Below are 22,361 nucleotides of genomic sequence, written 5' to 3' on the forward strand. Positions count from 1 at the left end.
CGCAGCGACTTGCCGGCCCGGATCGCAGCGTCTCCCGCCGGCAATGTCGAAATCTACACGCGCAAGGTCGAAGCGGGCTATCGCCAGTTCTGGCGCGACTATTGTGCCGCGGCTGTCGAAGGCAGCGGGGGCGCCTGACCCTGCCGGTTGGGGCGTAGCCTCGAATTGCGCCGGCCACCTTAGTCCTCCGGAAACCATGCGGCGCTGCGCGACCGTGCCGGTTCATGGCTCCGAAAGCTATCTCTGGGCATGTGGCGCCAAAAGGGTGCGCCAATGCTCGGTTTCGTCTTCGGCTTGAACGCCCGGCTCGGGCGATTGCATTTCTTCCTCGCGACGGTCGCGCTTGCGATCGTGATGACGGCGATCTGCTTTGCAATCGCAATGGCCGTGCTGAACAACACCTCGCCCGGCGCGATCCGACCCGAAGACCTCACCAAGAGCTGGGCGATGATCGCCGCGATCGTGTTCTTCGGAGTTGCGACCCTCACGCTGCAATCGATGCGCATCCGCGACATCGGCTGGGATCCGGTCTGCGTGGTGCCTGCCTGGTTCGCGCTCATGATCGTCGACCATGTCGTCGCGGGCCGGTTTCCGGCCTGGGCGATCGGGGAGGAGCACCAGGCAACGGCGGTCGGCGCGCTCGTCAACCTCGCGCTGATGCTCGCGCTCATGTTCTGGCCGAGCGGCGACAGCGAGGGCTCCTACGGCGCTCCCCTCCCGCCGCGCACACGCGCGAACAAGCCTTCGCTATCGAACGAGCGCCTCGCGCGGGTGTCGCAGGGATCGTCTCGCTCGAACTGGAGCTAGACGGCCGGCTTCCGGAACGTTCTAGACGAACGGCAGCTTGATGTTGCTGCGCTTCTCCAGCCATTCAGGCACAGGAAGGCTCTTGGCGCGCATGAAGTCCGCATTGAACAGCTTCGACTGGTAACGGCTGCCGGAATCGCAAAGCACGGTGACGATCGTCTTGCCGGGCCCGAGCTGTTTTGCGAGACGCATCGCGCCGGCAACGTTGATGCCGGTCGAGCCGCCGAGGCACAGGCCTTCGTGCTGGAGCAGTTCGTAGATCACCGTGACTGCTTCCGCATCGGGAATGAGATAGGCGTCATCGACCTTTGCGCTCTCGACGATTGCGGTCGCCCGGTTGAGGCCGATGCCCTCGGTGATCGAGCCGCCCGGCGTCGCCTTGGCATCGCCCGTTCTGAAATATTCATACATGCCGGCGCCGTGCGGGTCGGCGCAGGCGATCCTGACGTCCTTGCTCTTCTCTTTCAGGAAGCGGCTGGTGCCGGCCAGCGTGCCGCCGCTGCCGACGGAGCAGACGAAGCCGTCGATCTTGCCGCCGGTCTGCTCCCAGATCTCGGGACCTGTGGACTCGTAATGCGCCTTCGCATTGTCGAGGTTGTTCCACTGGTCGGCGAACAGCACGCCGTTCGGCTCCGTCTTGCGCAGCTCGTCGGCAAGACGGCGGCCGACATGCTGGTAATTGTTCGGATTGGAATAGGGCAGGGCCGGCGATTCCAGCAGCTCGGCGCCGCACAGCTTCAGAAAATCCTTCTTCTCCTGGCTCTGCGTCTCCGGGATCACGATCAGCGTGCGGTAGCCGCGGGCGCTGGCCACGACCGCAAGACCGATGCCGGTATTGCCGGCCGTCGATTCCACGACGAGACCGCCGGGCTTGAGCTGGCCGCGCTTCTCGGCCTCGAGGATCATCCATTTGCCGGCGCGATCCTTCACCGACTGGCCGGGATTCATGAATTCGGCCTTGCCCAGGATGGTGCAGCCGGTCAGTTCGGAAGCGCGCTTGAGCTTGATCAGCGGGGTGTTGCCGATGGCTTCGACAACGTCGTTTTTGATGGTCATGTCAGGGGAAATCACTGGCAAGGGGTTGATTAGGTTGGCCAGAACCTAGTGCTTGAAATGCCAAAGGGGAAGGCTTTTGCGCTGCGGCGAAACCCGCGAAAATCCCGTAAGCAGTGAAAATTTGGAAGGAGAGATCGCCGCTGCTGCTGTGCTACGCCGCGGGATATCGGTAGGAGGATGTGGCCGGCTTCTGCCAAAACATGGAAGATAAGGGTCGTCGCCAGCGCACCCTCCATTGGATGTCAGCCGTCGCCGTCGAAGAGTGCGGATAGTACGCGGGAGGCGGTCAAGATATCGGCACGACGAACGCTTATTCGTTTTCCGATAATGGACAACCTCGCGAAAGTGGCCAGGCCCGGTTTCGCGGCCGGACTGAAGCCGCATCGCGAGCGGTGCAGGCGGATTGGAGGGGGTTGGCGTCGGTGTGGCGGCAGTATCACATGAAATCTTGGTAAGCTCGAACGCACTCAGGAACGACCCTGAAATTCAAGAAACACCTGCAGGACAGCACCCTTTTGTATTTTCTCAGCTCTAAGATCGTCGCGCTTTGGGGGGCACCTCGCAACTGCGGGACTGTCCCGCGGTTCCGCGTCCGGCTAGTATGAGGCGCACAATTTCGCTGAAAGCATCACTTGTGAACGAGTTGTCCAAAGCCCCCCGACGACCGCGCTGCGAATCGGCTAATCCGGCCGCGCGGCGGCGGTTCGATCTGCCCGGCGGGGGGTGGATGTGACACAACGTGTTCCGGCGATCGCCGTGCGGCGGTCACCAGGCGCGACGTCCCGGACGCGACGTGCGGCGCGCTGGCTTGCGGTCGCTTGCCTCGCCGCCGGTTCGGGCGCCTGTGTGCTGACGCAGGATCTTCCTGATCCCGCGCTCGACGTTCCCACGCAATACAAATATGCCGGGAAGGCCGATGCGCCGCCGTCGCTGGATTGGTGGCGCAGCTTCCGCTCCGCGGAGCTGACACAGCTGATGGAAGAGGCGCACACCGTCAACCTCGACATCGCCGCCGCCGTTTCGCGCATCGTCGAGGCCGACGCTCAGGCGCGGCAGGCGGGTGCGGCGCTGCTGCCGAGCCTGTCCGGCACCGGGCAGGAGGCCTATTCGCGCACCTCCGGTTCCTCCGCCTCGGGGCTAACCAATGGCGGCCGTGAGGTCGTCAACTACCAGGCTTCGCTGAGCGCGAGCTACCAGCTCGATTTCTGGGGCCAAAATCGCGACGCCCTGCAAACGGCGGAAGAGACGGCAAATGCCAACCGCTTCGATCGCGACGTCGTTGCGCTGACCACGCTTGCAGGCGTCGCTAACGCCTATTTCCAGGTGCTGGCCTCGCAGGATCGCATCAGGACCTCACAGCGCAACATCGCGAGCGCGCAACGCATCCTCGATGCCGTCAGGGAACGGCGCAAGGCCGGCACCGGCACCGACCTCGACGTCGCCCAGCAGGAGAGCGTGCTCGCAAACCAGAAGGCACTGGTGCCGCCGCTGCGCCAGACGCTCGACCAGAACGTCAATGCGCTTGCAGTCCTGGTGTCGCGGCCGCCGGAGAGCGTGCGCGTGCTCGGCGGCTCGCTGAACCGGATCGCGATTCCGCGCGTGACGCCGGGACTGCCGTCGGAGCTCCTGACGCAACGGCCCGACATCCGCAGGCAGGAGGCCCAGCTCGCCTCCGCGACAGCGAACGTCGGCAATGCCCGCGCGCAGTTCTTTCCGACCATCCAGCTCACCGGCAATGGCGGCTATCAAAGCTCGGCCCTGGTCTCGCTGTTCCAGCCGCATGCGGCGTTCTTCCAGCTCGTCGGCAGCGCGACGCAGCCGATCTTCGACGGTGGCAAGATCCTCGGCAATTTCGAATTTGCCAAGGCGCGGCAGGACGAATTGCTCCAGACTTACCGCAAGACCATCATCCAGTCCTTTGCCGATGTCGACAACGCGCTGTTTTCGATCAAGCAGACCACGATCAGGCTGCAATTGCAGCGTGACGTCCTCAACGCCTCCCGCCGCGCATTCGATCTCTCCGAGCAGCAGTTGCGCGCGGGCACGGCCGACATCGTCACCGTGCTCAATACGCAACTGACCCTGTTCCAGGCGGAAGACGCGCTGTCGCAGGCGCAACTTGCCCGCCTTCTTGCTATCGTCAGCCTGTATCAGGCGCTCGGCGGCGGCTGGGAGCCGAGGATGGAGAAACCGGTCAATGCTCTTTAAGCCGGATACCAAGCAAGGCGTGAAGGAGGGAACGGCGAAGAAGTCGCGCGGGCGCGGCTTCGTCATGACCCTGATCACGCTGGCGATCCTCGGCGGGCTCGGCTACTACGGCTGGACCACCTGGCACCAGCAGCCGCAGCAGGCGAACGGCCGCAATCAACGGCCGGATCTGCCGGTGCCGGTGCTGGCGGCGACGCCCCGCATCCAGGACGTTCCCGTCTATCTCGACGGCGTCGGTGCGATCCGCGCGCTCAACACCGTGACCGTCCGCTCGCAGGTCGACGGCAAGCTGATCGCGGTCAATTTCACCGAGGGACAGGACGTCAAGAAAGGCGACGTGGTCGGCGAGATCGACCCGGCGCTCTATCAGGCGACGTACGATCAGGCGGTCGCCAAGAAGGCGCAGGACCAGGCCCAGCTCGCCAACCAGCGTATCGACCTCACGCGCTACGAGCAGCTCGCCGCGTCCAACGCCGGATCCAAGCAGCAGGCCGACACCCAGCGCGCGCTGGTCGCGCAGACCGAGGCGCTGGTCAAGGCCGATCAGGCCGCGATCGACAATGCGGCGGCGACGCTGAGCTACACCAAGATCGTGGCGCCGATCTCGGGCCGCGCCGGCCTGCGCCAGGTCGATCAAGGCAACATCATCCACGCCTCCGACACCACCGGCCTCGTGGTGATCACGCAATTGCAGCCGATCGCGGTGTGGTTCAGCTTGCCCCAGCAGCAGATCATGCGGGTCAATGCCGCCGCGTCGAAGGGCGCGCTCGCGGTCGACGTGTTCGGCAATGATGGCCTCACAGTGATCGACACCGGAAAGCTCACCGGCATCGACAACCAGGTCGACCAGACCACCGGCACGCTCAGGCTCAAGGCCGAATTCCCCAACGCCAATTACCAGCTCTGGCCGGGCCAGTTCGTCAATGTCCGCCTCAAGGTCGAGACCCTGACCCAGGCACTGGTGGTGCCGACCTCGGCCGTGCAGCGCGGACCGATCGGCACCTTCAGCTATGTCATCGGCGAGGATAACATCGTCTCGGCCAAGCCGGTGACGGTGACGCAGCAGAACGAGCATGACGCCGTCATCGCCAGTGGCCTGTCGGCGACCGACAAGGTCGTCACGACGGGCTTTGCCAATCTGTCCGACGGCTCCAAGGTGGTCATCGGGCGCGACGATCAGACCCCGTCGGCCGATCTCGCGCCGCGCAAGCGCTCGCGCGGGCCGGATGGTCAAAAGAAGGACGGCGCAAAAGACGGCCAGAAGGACGGACAAGACAAGGACGGCGAGTTCCGCGCCAAGCGCAAGAGCAGCGAAGGCGACCAGAAGGGCCAGACCGGACCGGCACCAGGGCCTCCGTCAAGTCCGGGTGCATCGGGAAGTGGAGCTAAGCAGCCATGATCCCGACAACAGCCGCCTGAGCGGCAGGCGCATCCCATGGGCGTCTCCGAACCCTTCATCCGCCGTCCGATCGCGACCTCATTGCTCGGCATCGCGCTTCTGATTGGCGGGCTGCTCGGCTATTTCGCGCTGCCGGTGTCCGCGCTGCCGCAGGTCGATTTCCCGACCGTGCAGGTGACGACGCAATTGCCCGGCGCGAGCCCCGACGTGATCGCCTCGCTGATCACCGCGCCCTTAGAGCGGCAGCTCGGCCAGATCCCGTCGCTGTCGGCGATGAACTCGACGAGCTCGTTCGGCGTCAGCCAGATCTCGCTGCAGTTCGATCTCAACCGCGACATCGACGGTGCCACCCAGGACGTCCAGGCTGCGATCAACGCGGCGGCCGGCGTGCTGCCCAAGACGCTGCCTTATCCGCCGACCTACGCCAAGGTGAACCCGGCCGATGCGCCGGTGATGACGTTGGCGCTGCGCTCCGACACAATCTCGTTGCGGGCGATGAGCGACATCGCCGATACGCTTCTGGCGCAGCGGCTGAGCCAGATTTCCGGCGTCGGGCGCGTCTCTGTGCTCGGCGGACTGAAGCCAGCCGTCCGCATCCAGGCGGATCTCGCGCGGCTCGCCGCCTATGGCATAGCCATGGAAGACCTGCGCACCGCGATCGCCAGTGCCAACGTCTCCGGGCCGAAAGGCTCGCTCGACGGCGCGCAGCAATCCTACATCATCGCCGCCAACGACCAGATCGCCGCCGCCGACGCCTACAAGCCTGTCATCATCGCCTACCGCAACGGCTCGCCGGTCACGATCGCCGACGTCGCCCAGATCGTCGATGGGCTCGAGAACGACCGCACCGGCGGCTGGTACCAGGGCTCGCCCGCCGTCATCATCGACATCCAGCGTCAGCCCGGCGCCAATGTGATCGACGTCGTCAGCCAGATCCGGGCGGAAATCCCAAAGGTCCAGCGCGCTATTCCGGCCGGCGTGAACCTCACCATCGTCTCCGACCGCACCGTCACCATCCGTGCCTCGGTGCGCGACGTGCAGTTCACGCTGATCCTCAGCGTCGTGCTGGTGACGCTGGTGGTGCTGCTGTTCCTGCGTTCGCTACGCGCCACGCTGATCGCCGGCGTGGCGCTGCCGCTGTCGCTGATCACGAGCTTCGGCATCATGTATTTTGCCGGCTTCAGCCTCGACAATCTGTCGCTGATGGCGCTCACCATCGGCACCGGCTTCGTCGTGGACGACGCCATCGTGATGATCGAGAACATCGTCCGCCACATGGAAAACGGCGACAGCGCGATGGAGGCTTCGCTGAAGGGCGCCAGCGAGATCGGCTTCACCGTGATTTCGCTGACGGTATCGCTGATTGCGGTGTTCATCCCGCTGTTGTTCATGTCGGGCCTTGTGGGCCGCATGTTCCGCGAATTCGCGCTGACCCTGACGATCGCGGTCGTGACCTCCGCCGTGGTGTCGCTGACGCTGACGCCGATGATGTGCTCGCGCCTGCTGAAGCATGCCCATGAAGAGCTGGCAGTGCCGGGTCTTGCCGCGGTCAGCCGCTTCATCGACCGCACCGTCGGGTTCTATCACCGCACGCTGCTCTGGGTGCTGGAGCGCCAGCGCGCGACACTGGTCGTGACTTTCGCCACGCTGATCGCGACCCTGGCGCTCTATGTCGTCGCGCCAAAGGGCTTCCTGCCGCTGCAGGACACCGCCTCGATCACGGCGGTGACCGAAGCCGGTCCCGACGTCTCGTTTGCGGAGATGCAGAAGCGGCAGGCCGAGGCGGCCGACGCCATCAAGGCCGATCCCGATGTGACCGGCGTGGTCTCGGTGATCGGTGCAGGCTCGGTCAATCCGACCACCAATGTCGGCCGTCTTGTCATGACGCTGAAACCTCGCGGCGAGCGGCGCGACGATGTCAGCGTCGTCATCACCCGCCTGAAGGAGCGGGTGGCCGCCATCCCCGGCATGACCGTCTATTTCCAGCCGGTGCAGGACGTGCAGATCTCGACCCAGTCGAGCCGTTCGCAATACCAGTACACGCTGACCGGCACCGACGCCGCTTTGGTGTCGGAATGGGCGCGCAAGCTGGTTGCCGAAATGCGGCGCGATCCGCTGTTCCGCGACGTCTCCTCGGAAGCGCAGGAAGGCGGTCTGCGGGCGCAGCTCACGGTCGACCGCACCCGCGCCGGCCAGCTCGGCGTCAGCCTCCAGGGCATCACCGACACGCTCAACGACGCCTTCGCGCAGCGCCAGATCTCGACCATCTACGGCCAGGCCAACCAGTACCGCGTGGTGCTGGAAGCGCTGCCGATGTACCAGCGCGATCCCTCGATCCTGTCGAAGCTTTATCTGCCGGGCGCGGCGAGCGCGACCGCCGGTGCGCCCAACGCGCAGGTGCCGCTCTCCGCCGTGGCGACGCTGACGCGCACCACCGCGCCGCTCGCGATTTCGCACCAGGCGCAATTCCCGTCGATCTCGCTCAGCTTCAACCTCGCGCCGGGCGCGGCGCTTGGCGATGCCGTCGAGGCCGTGAAGACCATCGAGACCCGGATCGAGATGCCCAACAGCATCGTCGGCGTCTATGCCGGCGACGCCGCCGAATTCGCCAAGGCACTCGCCGGCCAGCCCTGGCTGCTGCTGGCCGCGGTGATCACGATCTATATCGTGCTCGGCGTGCTCTACGAGAGCTACATCCATCCGATCACGATCCTCTCGACGCTGCCGTCCGCCGGCGTCGGCGCGATCCTGGCGCTGATGCTGTGCGGGCAGGATCTCTCGGTGATCGGGCTGATCGGCATCATCCTGTTGATGGGCATCGTCAAGAAGAACGCGATCATGATGATCGACTTCGCGCTCGAGGCCGAGCGCGGGCAGGGGATGTCGCCGAACGAGGCGATCGTACAGGCTTGTCTGCTGCGCTTCCGTCCGATCATGATGACGACGCTGGCCGCCCTGTTCGGTGCGCTGCCGCTGGCGATCGAGAGCGGCACCGGCGCCGAGCTGCGCTTCCCACTCGGCATCTCCATTATCGGCGGCCTGCTGCTCAGCCAATTGCTCACGCTCTACACCACGCCGGTGATCTATCTCGCCCTCGACCGCATCAACCGCCGCCTCGAGCAGGCGCTGCCGCCGGCCGAATCCGGCGGTCCGCCCGTCGCGGGCGCGACCGAGGGGATGCAGTGATGGCATCGATCTCGGAGCCCTTCATCCGCCGCCCGGTCGCGACCACGCTGCTGTCGATCGGGTTGTTCCTGCTGGGTATCGTGGCTTACGAGTTCCTCCCCGTTGCCTCGGTTCCGAACATCGATTTTCCCGCCATCTTCGTCTCGGCCAGCCGTCCTGGCGCCGACCCGTCCGTCATGGCCGCGACGGTTGCCTCGCCGCTGGAGCGGCGGCTCGGCGAGATCGCGGGCATCAACCAGATCACCTCGACTTCGTCACTCGGCACGACCAGCATCCAGCTCCAGTTCGACATCGGCCGCAACGTCGACAAAGCCGCCCGCGACGTGCAGGCGGCAATCAATGCGTCGCTGGTCGACCTGCCGAGCGATTTGCCGACGCTGCCGCGCTTCCGCAAGGCGAACACCGCAGGCGCGCCGGTCTTCGTGCTGGCGCTGACCTCGAAGACGCTGTCCGCCAGCGCGGTCTACGACGTCGCCGACACCGTGCTGGCGCAGCGCATCTCGCAGGTGCCTGGGGTGGGCAATGTGACGATCTCGGGTGCCGACCAGCCGGCGGTCAGGATTCAGCTCAATCCTGTCGCGCTGTCCAATGCCGGCATCGCCACCGACGACGTGCGAACTGCGATTATCAACGCCAACCCGCTCGGTCCGGTCGGCATCTTCAACGGCGAGCGCCAGAGCGAGACGCTGTCGCTCAACAAGCAGATGCGGACGGCGAAAGAGTTCCGCGACATCGTCATCAAGAGCGCGAAGGGCAATTTCGTCCGGCTCTCCGATGTTGCCGACATCGAGGACTCCGTCCGTAACGCCCGTTCCATCGCCTGGTTCAACAAGCAGCCGGCTGTGCTGATCCAGATCACCAAGCAGGGCGATGCCAACGTCATCGATACCGTCGACCGGGTGAAGGCGCTGATCCCCGCGCTGAAGCAGTGGATCCCGGCCGGGGTCGATATCTCCACCTTGGTCGACCGCACCAGTACGATCCGCGCCAGCGTGCTCGACATGCAGTGGACCTTGCTCGCGACTGCCATTCTCGTGATGGTCGTCGTGTTCGTATTCCTGCGACGGCTCACGGCGACGATCGCAGCCGGAATCTCGGTGCCGCTGGCGCTGGCCGGAACCTGCGCCGGCATGTGGGTCGCGGGCTTCTCGATCGACAATCTTTCGCTCATGGCGCTGGCGATCTCCGTTGGCTTCGTGGTCGACGACGCCATCGTCATGATCGAGAACATGTACCGCAATCTCGAGCACGGCATGCGCCCGCTCCAGGCGGCATTGGACGGCGCCCGGCAGATCGGCTTCACCGTCGTGTCGATCAGCCTGTCGCTGATCGCGGCCTTCACGCCGCTGATCTTCATGGATGGCGTCGTCGGCCGGCTGCTGCGCGAGTTCTCCCTGACATTGACCTTCGCCATCCTGGTCTCGACCCTGGTGTCGCTGACGGTGACGCCGATGATCTGCGCCCATTACATCCGCCAGACCACGTCTGGCACGGCGACCCTGTTCGACCGGATCATCGAGGGCTCGCTGTCGCGCATCGTCGCGTTCTACACCCGCACCTTGCGCACCGTGCTGGAATATCCGCTGCTGACGCTGCTGGTGTTCTTCGCCACCATCGGCCTAACAATTACGCTCTACATCAAGATCCCTAAGGGCTATTTCCCGACCGACGATTCCGGCTTCGTCATCGGGGCGACGCGCGCCTCGGCCGACATCTCGTTCCAGTCCATGCTCAGCCTGCAGCAGCGGCTCGCCGACATCGTGATGCAGGATCCGGCAGTGGCCGGCATCGGCTCCACCGTCGGCAGCGGCGGCGGACCGGGCGGCGCGACCTCCAATCGCGGCACCATGTTCATCAGCCTGAAGCCGCCGGAGGAGCGCGACCACGTCTCGACCCAGGTGGTGATCGACCGTCTCAGGCGGGCGTTATACCCGGTGCCCGGCATCCGCCTGTTCATGTTCGCCGCCCAGGACGTGCGCGCCGGCGGACGGCAGAGCGATTCCGACTACCAATACACGCTGACCAGCACCGACCTCGGCCTGTTGCAAAAGTGGGCGCCGATCGTGGCCAAGCGCATGGAGAGCGTCGAAGGCATCACCGACATCTCCAGCGACCGCGATCCCGGCGGGCTTCAATTGACCTTGTCGATCGACCGCCAGAAGGCCTCCGCACTCGGCGTCCGCGTCCAGGATATCGACAACGCGCTCAACAACGCGTTCTCGCAGCGGCAGATCGGGATCATCTACACCCAGCGCAACCAGTACATGACCGTGCTGGAGATCGACCCGAAATTCCAGGTCGACCCCTCCAACCTCGATCGCATCTATGTCGCCGGCGCGGGCGACGCGCAGGTGCCGCTGTCGGCCGTGGTGCATGCGACGCGCGGGCTCGCCGCCCTCGCGGTCTATCATTCGCAGTCGTTCCCATCGACCACGGTGTCGTTCAACCTGTTGCCGGACGTGCAGATCCAGGCCGCAACGCAGAACATCCAGCGCGCGGTCGAGGAGCTGCACATGCCGGAAGGCATTCGCGGCAGTTTTGATGGCAATGCTGGCGATTTCGCCAAGACCAGCGGCCGCCAGCCGCTCCTGATCCTCGGCGCGCTGGTGGCGATGTATATCGTGCTCGGCGTGCTCTACGAGAGCCTCGCCCATCCGCTCACGATCATCTCGACGCTACCCTCGGCGGGACTTGGCGCGCTGCTGGCCTTGCAGCTCACCAACACGCCACTGACCGTGATCGCCTTCGTTGGCATCATCCTGTTGATCGGCATCGTCAAGAAGAATGGCATCATGATGGTGGATTTCGCGCTCGATGCCGAGCGCCAGCGCGGCCTGTCGTCGGCGGAGGCGATCTTCGAGGCCTGCCAGGCGCGCTTCCGGCCGATCCTGATGACGACGATGGCGGCGCTGTTCGCCGGCATTCCGCTGGTGGTCGCGACCGGGCCCGGCACGGAACTCCGCCGTCCGCTCGGCATCACCATCATCGGCGGGCTGTTCGTCTCGCAGATCCTGACGCTCTACACCACGCCCGTGATCTACCTGCTGGTCGACCGCCTGCGCCGCCGCTCCGAACCGCGCCCGCTGGCCGCGCCGGCGGAATAGGCGGGTTGTTGAACCGCCGTGCAGAGCGTATAGCGGCGACTATGTCGAACCCCACCGCCGCCGCGCCGGCCGATCCGATCCCCGAATGCCCGCACTGCCAGAAGCCGATGCCGTTGTGCATCTGCGACAGCGTCACGCCCATCAAGAACCGGCTCTCGCTCCTGATCCTTCAGCATCCGCAGGAGCAGGACAGGGCGCTCGGCACTGCGCGGCTGCTTGCGAAGCATTTCGCCGGTGCCACGCTGCGGGTCGGCCTGTCCTGGCCGAGCCTGTCGAAAGCGCTGGGGCAACCCATCGAGAACGCCTCGCACTGGGCGGTGCTCTATCTCGGCTCGGCGCACGCCACCGATCTCGAGGCCGAGGGCGAAATCCTGGCTCTCAACCGCAAGAGCGAGGTCGCGGACAACCAGCGCGCGCGCCTCGGCAAGCTCGAAGGTGTGGTGCTGCTCGACGGCACCTGGAGCCAAGCCAAGGCCCTGTGGTGGCGCAACCCGTGGATGCTGAAATGCCAGCGCGTCATCCTGAACCCGACCACCCCATCGCGGTACGGGCGCCTGCGCAAGGAGCCTCGGAAGGACGGACTGTCGACCATCGAGGCTGCGGCGACAATCCTCTCCGCTCTGGAGAAGCGCCCGGACATCGCCGAGACGCTGAATGCCAGCTTTGAACGGATGTTAACCCGCTACCGCGAGGTCCAGACCGAGATGCCCGAATTGGCGCCAAAGCCGCCGGTGAAGGACCGCCGGCGCGGTGTCCGGCGGGTCAAGCGAGCCTGACTCCGGTCCGGATCATCCGTACGGCCGATTGTCCCGCGAGAGGCGGGCGGATAGGGACCGTCGGCCAATAGGCCGCTATCTGCTATGCTCTCGCACGATCGGAACGCCGGAAACGAAGGGGCCGTCGCATTCAGCTTGCAGCCAAGGAGATCCTTGCCCAGGCGGCGCGGTTCGATCGTTGGGGCACGCTTGCCCTGATGGACGTTTCGCTGCGCTATCGGCGTACCGTGATCGGCCCGCTCTGGATCACACTGACGCTCGCGGCGACCATTGCCAGCGTCGGCACGGTCTATGCGGCACTGTTCAGACAGGACATCACGAGCTTTCTGCCGCACTTTGCCGTCGGCCTGATCGTCTGGACGCTGATCGCGACGACGCTCCAGGAAGGTTCCCACATCTTCGTGGCATCAGGCCATTTGATCAAGGCGGTGCCGGCGCCGCTGATCGTGCACGTGCTCCAGATGATGGCGCGCAACGTCCTCATCTTCGCGCATCATCTGGTGATCGTCGTCCTGCTCTATCTCCTGATGCCGTGGCCGCTGCATGGGAGCATGCTGCTCGCGGTACCGGGCTTCGCGATCCTGCTCACTGTGCTGCTGGGTGGCTCGGTCGCGCTCGGTATGCTCTGCGCGCGGTTTCGTGACATCGGCTCGGCGATCGTCAGCGGCCTGCAATTCGTCTTCTTCCTGACGCCGATCATCTGGACCGAAGACAGCGCGCGCGGCACCGCGTTTTATTGGCTGATCCGCGCCAATCCGTTCGCGACGCTGCTCGATCTGGTGCGCAGGCCGCTACTGTCGCAGTCGACCGATGCGGAGCAATGGCTCCTCGGGGTCATCTATGCGACCGTCGTGGCCGTCATCGGCCTCGGCTGCTACGCGAAATACCGCCATCGTGTGGCGTATTGGCTGTGAGGCACGAGATATGACCCCCGCAGCTCATATCGCGCTTCGCAACGTCTCGGTGAGGTTTCCGGTGCTGTCGTTCCGCGACCGCTCGCTGCGCAGCCGGTTCGTCAACGCGATGACACTGCGGCGGACCACGGCGACCCCGCACATCGTCTCCGCGTTGAATGACGTCAACCTCGACATCCGTGCCGGCGATCGCGTCGCCATCATCGGCGCCAATGGCGCCGGCAAGACCACGCTGCTGCGGGTGCTCGCCGGCATCTACCATCCGACGTCGGGCAGCGTGGACGTGCTGGGCCGCTGTCTGCCGCTGTTCGATCTCTCGGCCGGATTCGACGAGGAAGCGACCGGCTACGAGAACATCATGCGGCGTGGCCTCGTGATCGGCGCACGGCGCTCCGAGATCGACGCCAAGCGGGGGGAGATCGCCGCATTCACCGAACTGGGCGACCGGCTCGACCTGCCGCTGCGCACCTATTCCAGCGGCATGATGCTGCGCCTGATCTTTGCAGTCGCAACCGCCGTCGAGGGCGAGATCGTGCTGCTCGACGAATGGATCGGCGTCGGCGACCAGCAGTTCCGCAAGAAGGCGCGGCAGCGGCTCGACGAGATCGTTGTACGCGCCGGCATTCTGGTGCTCGCCTCGCACGACATCGAGTTGATCAAGAGCACCTGCAACCGCGCGATCCTGCTGGAGGAGGGGCGGATTGTGGCCGCCGGCGCGACCGATGAAATTCTCGGCCAATATCTCGGCGGCGCGAAGGCGTAGCTGGTCCGGTCGGGGTTGCCTAAACCTGTGATCCCCTATATTGCTCCGCCCTCGTTGGGGCCACGTGGCGGAGTGGTTACGCGCCGGTCTGCAAAACCGTTTACTCGGGTTCGAGTCCCGACGTGGCCTCCATCTCAACCTCCTGATATTTCAGCAATATTCGATCGTATCGCGGCTGCCATCGGCCCGCGCGGGCGATGCATGCTGGCAGTGCACACCGGGTTCGCCCGGGGCCCGGGGGAAAACCGCCATTCAGCCCGCTGGCATAGTCTTCGCATCTGCGAAATGATGCATCCCAACGATCGAGCGCTGGAGAGCACGTGAGCGAAATCGTCCGATTTGTCCCGAAATCCGAGCTGGAGCGGGCCCGCCTCATTCGCGAGGCCCGTGCGATCTATGACAGCATCTTTCCGCCGGCCGCACCCGACCAGGCGCAGCAGGACGGCGGGGAGCGGGTCAAGACCTGATCGCGATCACGCGGGATTTTCACCGCGTAGCTGCCATAGCAAAACGCCCGCGGAGCGCGGGCGCGTCGGCTCACGGTGAAATTGGCTTCAGCAGGCCGCGTACCAGCCGTCCGGGAAAGGCACCAGGGGCCAGGCGCCCTCATTGTCATTGGCGGCCTTGGGCTTCGCGGAGGCGTTGGGCTTCGCGTAATACGTCCACGAGCGCGGCACGAAATCCTCCCCCGGCACGAACGCCAGATCTTCATGGACCATGGCGTCCTGGACGGCATCCAGCAGCAAGTTGAATTCGGCTTCGCTCATCACACCCTCCGGACCGCGGATGGCGCAATATCGCAAAGCCGGTTTGTTTCCCGGTTGAGCCGATCGATCGCATTTTAACGATCCGCCAATCGGGTCCCGATTGGTTAGCGATTGATGAAATCGCGTTGGGAAACTTAGGTTCCTGCCGGGGTGCCCGCAGTGTGAAGGATGTCCCATCTTTCGCTGTTTATTTCTCCTACCCCTTTGCACACCGGCCAATACAGGCCGGTCGGGCAAAGCAGACGGGAGACTGGTCATGAAGGCGCGGTTCTTGCGATTTGCGGGCGTGAAAAGCCGGGCGCGCCGGCCTCGACGGTCGGGCTGTTCCTGACGCTGTTTGCCTCCGCCGCCCATGCGCAGCAGGGAACACCCGAGCAGCGCCGGGCCTGTACCCCCGACGTCTACCGGCTCTGCGCCGGCGAAATCCCCAACGTCCGCGCCATCACGGCCTGCCTGCGCCGTAACAGGCCAAGCTTGAGTGAGGCTTGCCGCATCGTGTTCGATCAGGCCGGCGGCTGACATACCGGCCCTGTGGGTTTGTGCGCAGTAAGTGGCTCGCGCGGGCAGGCGAATCCGGCATAGTCGTCCTGTGGATACACCTGTGGGTATGCTGCGGACAGGCTGGGGACGGCGGGGGATGTGCTTCGGATGTCGGCCGCAGATGCGTCCTTTGATTGTCATATCTCTGTCAAATGACCTCACCGCATGATTCGCTGATCGTGCAGATCGCGGCGTCACGCAAGATCATGTGGTTTCCCCGAATTCGCAATTGCGCGCTACAGCGTCCCGCATTCACGAACAGTTTTTGAGCAGCTGCCTGCCCAAATGGCGGGCTCCCTCCATCCAATTTTTTGTACGCCCGCGGACAAGCTTTCCGGTCCGCTCTCCTCCTAGGCTCGCTTCCGCGATCTGGAACATGGCCATTGCCATGACAATTCGAAGGAGCTGGAGATGGAGAGACCCGTATTGCCCCAGGCGCGGGGGAACGCACGTGCATCGCTGTCTTGGCACAAGGCCGCGCTCGGCGCCGCGGTCACTTTCGGCGCGCTGGCAGCCGCGCCCCTGAGCGCGCAGGCTGCGGCGCCTGCGGCCTGCGCCGCGCTCCAGGACAAATATCCGGACTGGAAGGGCAAGACCCTCGTCAACGCCATCAACCCGCACACGCCGGGCTATGAGACCATCGATCCGAAGGATCCGAGCAAGTATATCGGCTTCGACATCGATCTCGGCGAAGCCATCGGCGAATGCCTCGGCTTCAAGTTGACCTACAAGCCGGTGACGTTCGCGGCGCTCCTGACGACGCTGGCCGCGGGACAAGCCGACATCGTGATTTCCGACATCTACGCCACCAAGGAGCGCGCCAAGGCCGCCGACTTCATCACCTATTCGAAAGTGTTCGACGGCGTGCTGGTCGCCAAGGGCAATCCGAAGGGCATCAACGGCATCAACATGTCGATGTGCGGCGCCGCTGCCGCTGAAAACACCGGCTATGTCGAGGTGCCGCTGATCCAGACGCTGATGCCTGAGTGCAAGAAGGCCGGCAAGGCCGAGCCGACCGTCCAGCTCTACGACAACAACGCCAACTGCATCCAGGCGATCCTCGCCGGTCGTGCCGACACCTATGTCAACGACGTCAACACCGTCGACAGCGCGGTGAAGGCCTATCCGGACAAGCTGGAGAAGGCGACCGCGGTGACGATCCCGTATTCGGTCGGCATCGCCGTCCCGAAGGACAAGCCTAAATTCCGCGACGCCGTGCTCGCAGCCCTGATCGAGGTGCAGAAGGCCGGCACGCATATGGAGCTTCTGAAGAAGCATGGGCTCGACGTGAACAACTTCAAGGAGCCTGACATTCTGACGGCCGACTGATGTCGCTATTCCTCCATTACCTGAGCATGCCGTATCTGCTCGAGGGCATCGAGCTCACCCTCGAGGTGACTGCCCTCGGGCTCGGCGGCGGATTGATCCTTGGATTGATCCTCGCCGGCATGCAGCTCTCCCGCTTCTGGCTGCTGGCGGCGATCGCCAGGGCCTACACCGTGATCTTCCGCGGCACGCCGCTGATCCTGCAAATGGTGTTCGCCTACGACGCGTTGCCGCATATCGGGATCAAGCTGCCGGCGGTGCTGGCCGCCGGCCTTGCGCTGGCCTGCAACGAGGCGCCGTTCATCGCCGAGATGCTGCGCGCCGGCGTGCTCGGTGTCGACCGCGGGCAGGTGACGGCCGGCCAGGCGCTCGGCATGACGCCGCGGATCCTGATGTGGCGGGTGATCGCGCCCCAGGCGATCCGCACCATGATCCCGGCCTTCGGCAACGAGGCCGTGAGTGCGCTGAAGAATTCGTCGCTCGCCTCCGTGGTCGCGGTCCAGGAGCTGACCCTGCGCTCGACCCAGCTTGCGTCCTCGACCTTCGACTTCTTCTCGATCTTCTTCGCCTCGGGCCTGCTATACCTGGTGCTGACCTTTGCCATCAGCATCATCCAGCTTTTCGTCGAATGGTTGCTCGATCTCGATCGTACCAAGGGCCGCCAGCGCAGGCTCGCCGATTACCTGCCCTGGCGTCGCGTCGACCTCGCCACCAAGCTCGAACTTGCCGCAGCGACCGTCGACGTCCAAGTGCCTGGACAGGCTGATCTCACCGACACGCCGCCGCCGGCCTTGACCCGCGAGGAACGCACCCGGCGCGCGGCGACGATTTCACGCAACAACATCGCGGTCGAGACCAAGGACCTCACCAAGAGCTACGGCGCGCAAAAGGTGCTTGGCGGCCTCGATCTTACGGTGCGCGTCGGCGAGGTCGTCGCGCTGCTCGGGCCCAGCGGCTCCGGCAAGAGCACGCTGCTCCGCTGCATCAATCATCTCGAAAGCTGGGACGGAGGCACGGTGCGTGTCGGCGGCCGCCGCCTCGGTTTTGGCGACGACGGCAAGCTGCTGCCGCCCCGCGCGATCGCCAATGAGCGGGCAAGCGTGGGCGTCGGCATGGTGTTCCAGCAATTCAATTTGTTCGCCCACCTCTCGGCCAAGGAGAACATCGCCGGGCCCTTGCGCTGGGTGCACGGCATGACCCGCATCGATGCCGATCGCCGCGCCGCCGAGCTGCTCGACCGGGTCGGGCTGTCGCACCGAGCCGACGCGCTGCCGCGGCATCTCTCCGGCGGTCAGCAGCAGCGCGTCGCGATCGCCCGAGCGCTCGCACCGAACCCCAGCGTGCTACTCTTGGACGAGCCGACCTCGGCGCTGGATCCCGAGCTCGTGAGCGAGGTGCTGGAAGTGATCCGGCGTCTCGCCGTCGATGACGGCCTCACCATGATCATCTCGACGCACCAGATCCGCTTCGCCGACGAGGTCGCCGACCGCGTCGCATTCCTGAGCGGCGGCACGATCATCGAGGAGGGGCCCGCGCACGACGTGCTCTCCAACCCTCGCAATCCGCTGACCGCGCGTTTCCTCAGCGTGATGGAAGCCGACAAGACTCCGGAGGCGGTGCGATGAGAACCGCACCCACGACGTTCAAGACCGCGTTTCCAGAAGAGGCCACCTCATGAAGCATCTGACGCTGCCGGTTTCGCCTAAGACCGTCCACTGGGGTTATTTCTCCAAGAAGGTCGCGCCGGCCCTGACCCTGCGCTCGGGCGATCGCGCCACCATCGAGACGCTGACCCACCACGCCAACGACGATTACGAGCGCATGATCCAGGGCGATCCCGGCGCCGAGAGCGTGTTCCAGTGGACGCGCGAGCACAAGGCAGTCGCGCGGCGCGGTTCGGGCCCGACCGAAGGCCCGTTCATCCGCGGCGCAGGCGAGGGGATCGGCGTGCATCTCCTCACCGGTCCGGTCGCGATCGAAGGCGCCGAGCCCGGCGATATCCTTGAAGTGCGCATCCTCGATATCAGGCCGCGGCCGAGCTGCAGCGCCTGTCATGCCGGCCGTTGCTTCGGCTCCAACGTCGCTGCGAGCTGGGGGTTTCACTATCACGATCTGATCGAGGAGCCGAAGCCGCGCGAGGTCGTCACAATCTTCGAGCTCGACACGTCAGGCGAGCCCTGCGCCAAGGCGGTCTACAACTACGTCTGGACGCCGCAGACCGACCCTGACGGCATCGTGCATCCGACCATCGATTATCCCGGCGTGCGCGTCGATCACGCCACCATCAAGAAGCGCGAGAACATCCTCACAAGCGTCAGGGTGCCGGCACGGCTGCATTTTGGCACCATGGGGCTCGCGCCGTCGGAGGCCGATTTCGTCAGCTCGATCCCGCCGAGCTATACCGGCGGCAACATCGACGACTGGCGCATCGGCAAGGGGGCGCGGATGTTCTATCCGGTCGCGATCCCCGGCGCCTATTTCTCGGTCGGCGATCCCCACGCCGCGCAAGGCGACAGCGAGCTTGGCGGCACCGCGATCGAGACCTCGCTGACCGGCGATTTCGAGTTCGTCCTGCACAAGAAGGCCGATCTCGCCGGCACCAGCCTCGAAGGTCTCGATCATCCGATGCTGGAGACCGATCAGGCGTGGTCGTTCTACGGCTTCACCTATCCGAACTACCTCGCCGCGCTCGGCGCCGACGCACAGACCGAGATTGCCAACCACTCGAGTCTCGACCGTGCGATGCGCGATGCGTTCCGCAAGCTCAGGAGGTTCCTGATGACCGTGCACGGTTTGAGCGAGGACGAGGCGATTTCGCTGCTATCGGTCGGCGCCGATTTCGGCGTCACCCAGGTGGTCGATGCCAATTGGGGAGTTCACGGCACGATCCGCAAAAACATCTTTCGGTGCGACTGATGGGCCGTAGCCCGGATGGAGCGCAACGCAATCCGGGTTTGTCACGCCGGACTCAAAAGGCCCCCGGATTACGCTTCGCTCCATCCAGGCTACACATCGTGCTCGACGTTGACATCGCGCTCCAACACTTTGAAGAACAGCTCATTTCCAGGATGAGGACGTGACAAAAGACCGTCATTTGCGGCCCCTCTCTGCGACGGATGACCACGTTCGTCTGGCACAGAGGTTGCTTCGATCCACTGCAATCTGGGTCGATCCGATGAGCTTCCGTCCTTTCACGAGCGAGTCCTACGCTCAAGACGACCGCCCCGAAGCCTGGCGGGACGTGCTCGCCGCGGTCGGCCTGCAGCCGGCGGCAGGCCATTGCTTCCTGGATGGGCACGCAACGGCGTCACATCGCCACGCTGCAGGCGTTGCGCTGACGCGCATGGCGGCCGGCGCCCAGACCATCGGTCCGCGTCCGCAGGCCAACGAAGACCTGCCGATTGCGCTGATGCCGGTCGAGGACGGCATGGTGCTCAAGAGCGCCGCCGGCCATCGCATCGTTCCGGTGGGCCATCTCGTGCTGCTGCCGCGGAGCGGGGACTGGAGCATCGTATTCCAGCGCGACATGCGCGCCGTCGTGCTGTCGGTGACCTCGGAGGCGCTGCACGGCCGCCTCTCGGGCAGGCCGCGGCTCGGCGAACCCAGGGTCGTTCCGCCCAGCGGCTTTGCCGATGTCTTCGCGCGCTTGATGGACGCGACCGCGCGCACGCTCGACACGCTGAGCGATGCCGAATGGAATGCGGTCACGCAGTCGCTCGTCGATCTGCTGCTGACACTCGCCCATCAATTGGCGGCTTCGACGTCCGACGCCGGATCGAGCGCGACGCAGTCGGCACTCCTGCACCGGATCTGCCAGACCATCGAACGCCGCCTCGACGATCCCGGACTGGTGCCGGCGCGCGTCGCGCAGGCCGAAGGGATTTCCGAGCGCTATCTGCAAAAGCTGTTCGAGACGGTCGGCGACAACTTTACTCATTACGTTCGCGAGCGGCGGCTGCAGCGCGCCTGGGCCGATCTGTCCAATCCGTCCGAGGCGCATCGCTCAATCTCGGAGATCGCCTACGCCTATGGGTTTGGCGATTCCGCGCATTTCAGCCGCGCCTTCCGCCATCGCTTCGGGCTGCCGCCGCGCGAGTTTCGCCAGCAGGAAGCGGAGCGGGCGACGACCCAGCAGGGGATAGCCGGTCAGCGCGGCTGGCCGCAGGATGCGCTGGCGCAGCTTCGCGTGCACCCGGCGAGCGCCGAGGCGCGCGGCAATCTCGCCCGAACCGACATCGACGAGCCGAGAACGGCCGAACGCAAGCATCATCATCTTCCGATCGAAGCCCACCGTGTTCATTGGGGATATTTCAGTCGCGCGTTACAGCCGCAGCTCGAGATCAATTCGGGTGATACGATCACGATCGAAACGCTAACGCAGCATGCCTCCGATGATCCTGAGCTGATGATCGCGGGCGATACCGCCGCCGAAAGTGTATTCGGTTGGACCAAGGCGAGGAAGAACGTGGATCGCCGCGGCGCGGGTCCGATGGATGCCAGCATATTCGGGCGCGGCGCCGGCGAAGGCTTTGGCGTGCACATCTGCACGGGGCCCGTGTCGGTGAAGGACGCCCAGCCCGGCGACGTGCTGGAAGTCCGGATCCTCGACATCGTACCGCGCACAAGTCGTCATCCGAAACATTCAGGGCGCGTGTTCGGCTCCTCGGTCGCGGCCTGGTGGGGCTATCATTACGACGAATTTCTTTCAGGACCGAAGCCGCGCGAGGTCGTGACGATCTACGAAATCCTGGACGATACCGATGCGCCGCATGCCCGCGCGCTGTATTCCTACCGCTGGGAGCCGCAGACCGACCCGTTTGGCGTGGTGCACGCCACCTACGACTATCCCGGCGTTCCGGTCTTGCCCGGCACCGTGAAGCGCCGCCACGCCGTGCTCGACGGCATCCGCATTCCCTTGCGCCCGCATTTCGGCGTGATCGCGGTGGCGCCGCGCGAGGTCGATTTCATCGACTCCGTGCCGCCGTCCTATTTCGGCGGCAATCTCGACAATTGGCGCTTGGGGAAGGGGGCGACCGTCTATCTTCCGGTCTCCGTTCCCGGCGCATTGTTATCGGTCGGCGATCCCCATGCCACGCAAGGCGACGGCGAATTGAGCGGCACCGCGATTGAATGCTCGATGACCGGAACCTTCGAGGTGATCCTGCACAAGAAGGCCGACCTCTCCGGCCAACCCTTCGCCGATCTCTCTTATCCCCTGATCGAAACCGAATCTGATTGGGTCCTGACCGGATTCAGCCATCCCAACTACCTCGCCGAGTTCGGCGCTCAGGGCCAGAGCGAGGTTTACGCAAAGTCCTCGCTCGATCTCGCCATGAAAGATGCGTTTCGCAAGATGCGACGCTTCCTGATGAACGTGAAGGGGTTGAGCGAGGACGAGGCGATCGCGCTGATGTCGGCCGCCGTCGACTTCGGCGTCACGCAGGTGGTCGACGGCAATTGGGGCGTGCACGCGATCATCAGCAAGCGCCTGTTTCTGGACGCGCCTTAAACCGAA

The 22,361-nt window shown here is 64.9% G+C and carries 15 protein-coding genes, 1 tRNA gene and 1 pseudogene; 15 read left to right on the forward strand and 2 right to left on the reverse strand.

Going from position 1 to position 22,361, the window contains the following annotated elements; translation table 11 throughout:
- Positions 1–273: 273 nt before the first annotated feature.
- Positions 274–807, forward strand: a complete 534-nt coding sequence (locus tag ACIPUD_RS19495) for a DUF805 domain-containing protein (RefSeq protein WP_018457795.1) — start codon at positions 274–276, stop codon at positions 805–807.
- A 21-nt stretch (positions 808–828) separates the two neighbouring features.
- On the opposite strand, the gene ACIPUD_RS19500 is transcribed toward ACIPUD_RS19495, so the two are convergent.
- Positions 829–1,863 (reverse strand): cysteine synthase A, encoded by a 1,035-nt coding sequence (locus ACIPUD_RS19500; protein WP_204511168.1) that lies wholly within the window; start codon positions 1,861–1,863, stop codon positions 829–831.
- A gap of 723 nt (positions 1,864–2,586) precedes the next feature.
- Here ACIPUD_RS19500 and ACIPUD_RS19505 point away from each other — a divergent pair.
- From ACIPUD_RS19505 to ACIPUD_RS19545, 9 genes are all read left to right on the forward strand, one after another.
- Positions 2,587–4,071, forward strand: a complete 1,485-nt coding sequence (locus ACIPUD_RS19505) for an efflux transporter outer membrane subunit (protein WP_026233443.1) — start codon at positions 2,587–2,589, stop codon at positions 4,069–4,071.
- Positions 4,061–5,470 carry an efflux RND transporter periplasmic adaptor subunit gene (locus ACIPUD_RS19510; RefSeq protein ID WP_247338011.1) on the forward strand — a complete coding sequence of 470 codons (1,410 nt, stop codon included), beginning with the start codon at positions 4,061–4,063 and terminating at the stop codon, positions 5,468–5,470. Before ACIPUD_RS19505 ends, ACIPUD_RS19510 begins: the two co-directional genes overlap by 11 nt.
- Positions 5,471–5,506: 36 nt before the next feature.
- Positions 5,507–8,656, forward strand: a complete 3,150-nt coding sequence (locus ACIPUD_RS19515) for an efflux RND transporter permease subunit (RefSeq protein WP_085349831.1) — start codon at positions 5,507–5,509, stop codon at positions 8,654–8,656.
- On the forward strand, positions 8,656–11,760 hold the full coding sequence (locus ACIPUD_RS19520) for an efflux RND transporter permease subunit (RefSeq protein ID WP_446481369.1): 3,105 nt from the start codon (positions 8,656–8,658) through the stop codon (positions 11,758–11,760). Before ACIPUD_RS19515 ends, ACIPUD_RS19520 begins: the two co-directional genes overlap by 1 nt.
- Before the next feature lie 41 nt (positions 11,761–11,801).
- The gene (locus tag ACIPUD_RS19525; RefSeq protein WP_018457801.1) at positions 11,802–12,536 is read left to right on the forward strand and encodes a tRNA-uridine aminocarboxypropyltransferase; all 735 of its coding nucleotides are present in this window, start codon (positions 11,802–11,804) and stop codon (positions 12,534–12,536) included.
- Between the two features lie 197 nt (positions 12,537–12,733).
- A complete protein-coding gene (locus ACIPUD_RS19530) occupies positions 12,734–13,450 on the forward strand; it encodes an ABC transporter permease (protein ID WP_085385242.1) in 717 nt (238 codons plus the stop codon).
- Positions 13,451–13,460: 10 nt separating this feature from the next.
- A complete protein-coding gene (locus ACIPUD_RS19535) occupies positions 13,461–14,213 on the forward strand; it encodes an ABC transporter ATP-binding protein (RefSeq protein WP_085349829.1) in 753 nt (250 codons plus the stop codon).
- Positions 14,214–14,271: 58 nt separating this feature from the next.
- A tRNA-Cys gene (locus ACIPUD_RS19540) sits at positions 14,272–14,345 on the forward strand.
- A 188-nt stretch (positions 14,346–14,533) separates the two neighbouring features.
- A complete protein-coding gene (locus ACIPUD_RS19545) occupies positions 14,534–14,680 on the forward strand; it encodes a hypothetical protein (RefSeq protein WP_247296782.1) in 147 nt (48 codons plus the stop codon).
- Between the two features lie 87 nt (positions 14,681–14,767).
- On the opposite strand, the gene ACIPUD_RS19550 is transcribed toward ACIPUD_RS19545, so the two are convergent.
- Entirely contained in the window at positions 14,768–14,980 is a 213-nt protein-coding gene (locus ACIPUD_RS19550) for a hypothetical protein (protein ID WP_085349828.1), read from the reverse strand.
- A 256-nt stretch (positions 14,981–15,236) separates the two neighbouring features.
- Here ACIPUD_RS19550 and ACIPUD_RS19555 point away from each other — a divergent pair.
- The 5 genes and pseudogenes from ACIPUD_RS19555 (at position 15,237) to ACIPUD_RS19575 (ending at position 22,355) form a co-directional block, all read left to right on the forward strand.
- Positions 15,237–15,499, forward strand: a pseudogene (locus ACIPUD_RS19555) (hypothetical protein).
- Positions 15,500–15,931: 432 nt separating this feature from the next.
- Entirely contained in the window at positions 15,932–16,849 is a 918-nt protein-coding gene (locus ACIPUD_RS19560) for an ABC transporter substrate-binding protein (RefSeq protein WP_026233444.1), read from the forward strand.
- On the forward strand, positions 16,849–18,471 hold the full coding sequence (locus tag ACIPUD_RS19565; protein ID WP_204511176.1) for an amino acid ABC transporter permease/ATP-binding protein: 1,623 nt from the start codon (positions 16,849–16,851) through the stop codon (positions 18,469–18,471). Before ACIPUD_RS19560 ends, ACIPUD_RS19565 begins: the two co-directional genes overlap by 1 nt.
- A 49-nt stretch (positions 18,472–18,520) precedes the next feature.
- Complete coding sequence (locus ACIPUD_RS19570) at positions 18,521–19,762, forward strand: acetamidase/formamidase family protein (RefSeq protein ID WP_204511177.1); 1,242 nt, start codon at positions 18,521–18,523, stop codon at positions 19,760–19,762.
- Between the two features lie 259 nt (positions 19,763–20,021).
- Positions 20,022–22,355 carry an acetamidase/formamidase family protein gene (locus ACIPUD_RS19575; protein WP_018457810.1) on the forward strand — a complete coding sequence of 778 codons (2,334 nt, stop codon included), beginning with the start codon at positions 20,022–20,024 and terminating at the stop codon, positions 22,353–22,355.
- Positions 22,356–22,361: the final 6 nt, after the last annotated feature.

It is taken from the genome of Bradyrhizobium sp. CAR08 (genome assembly GCF_052871955.1).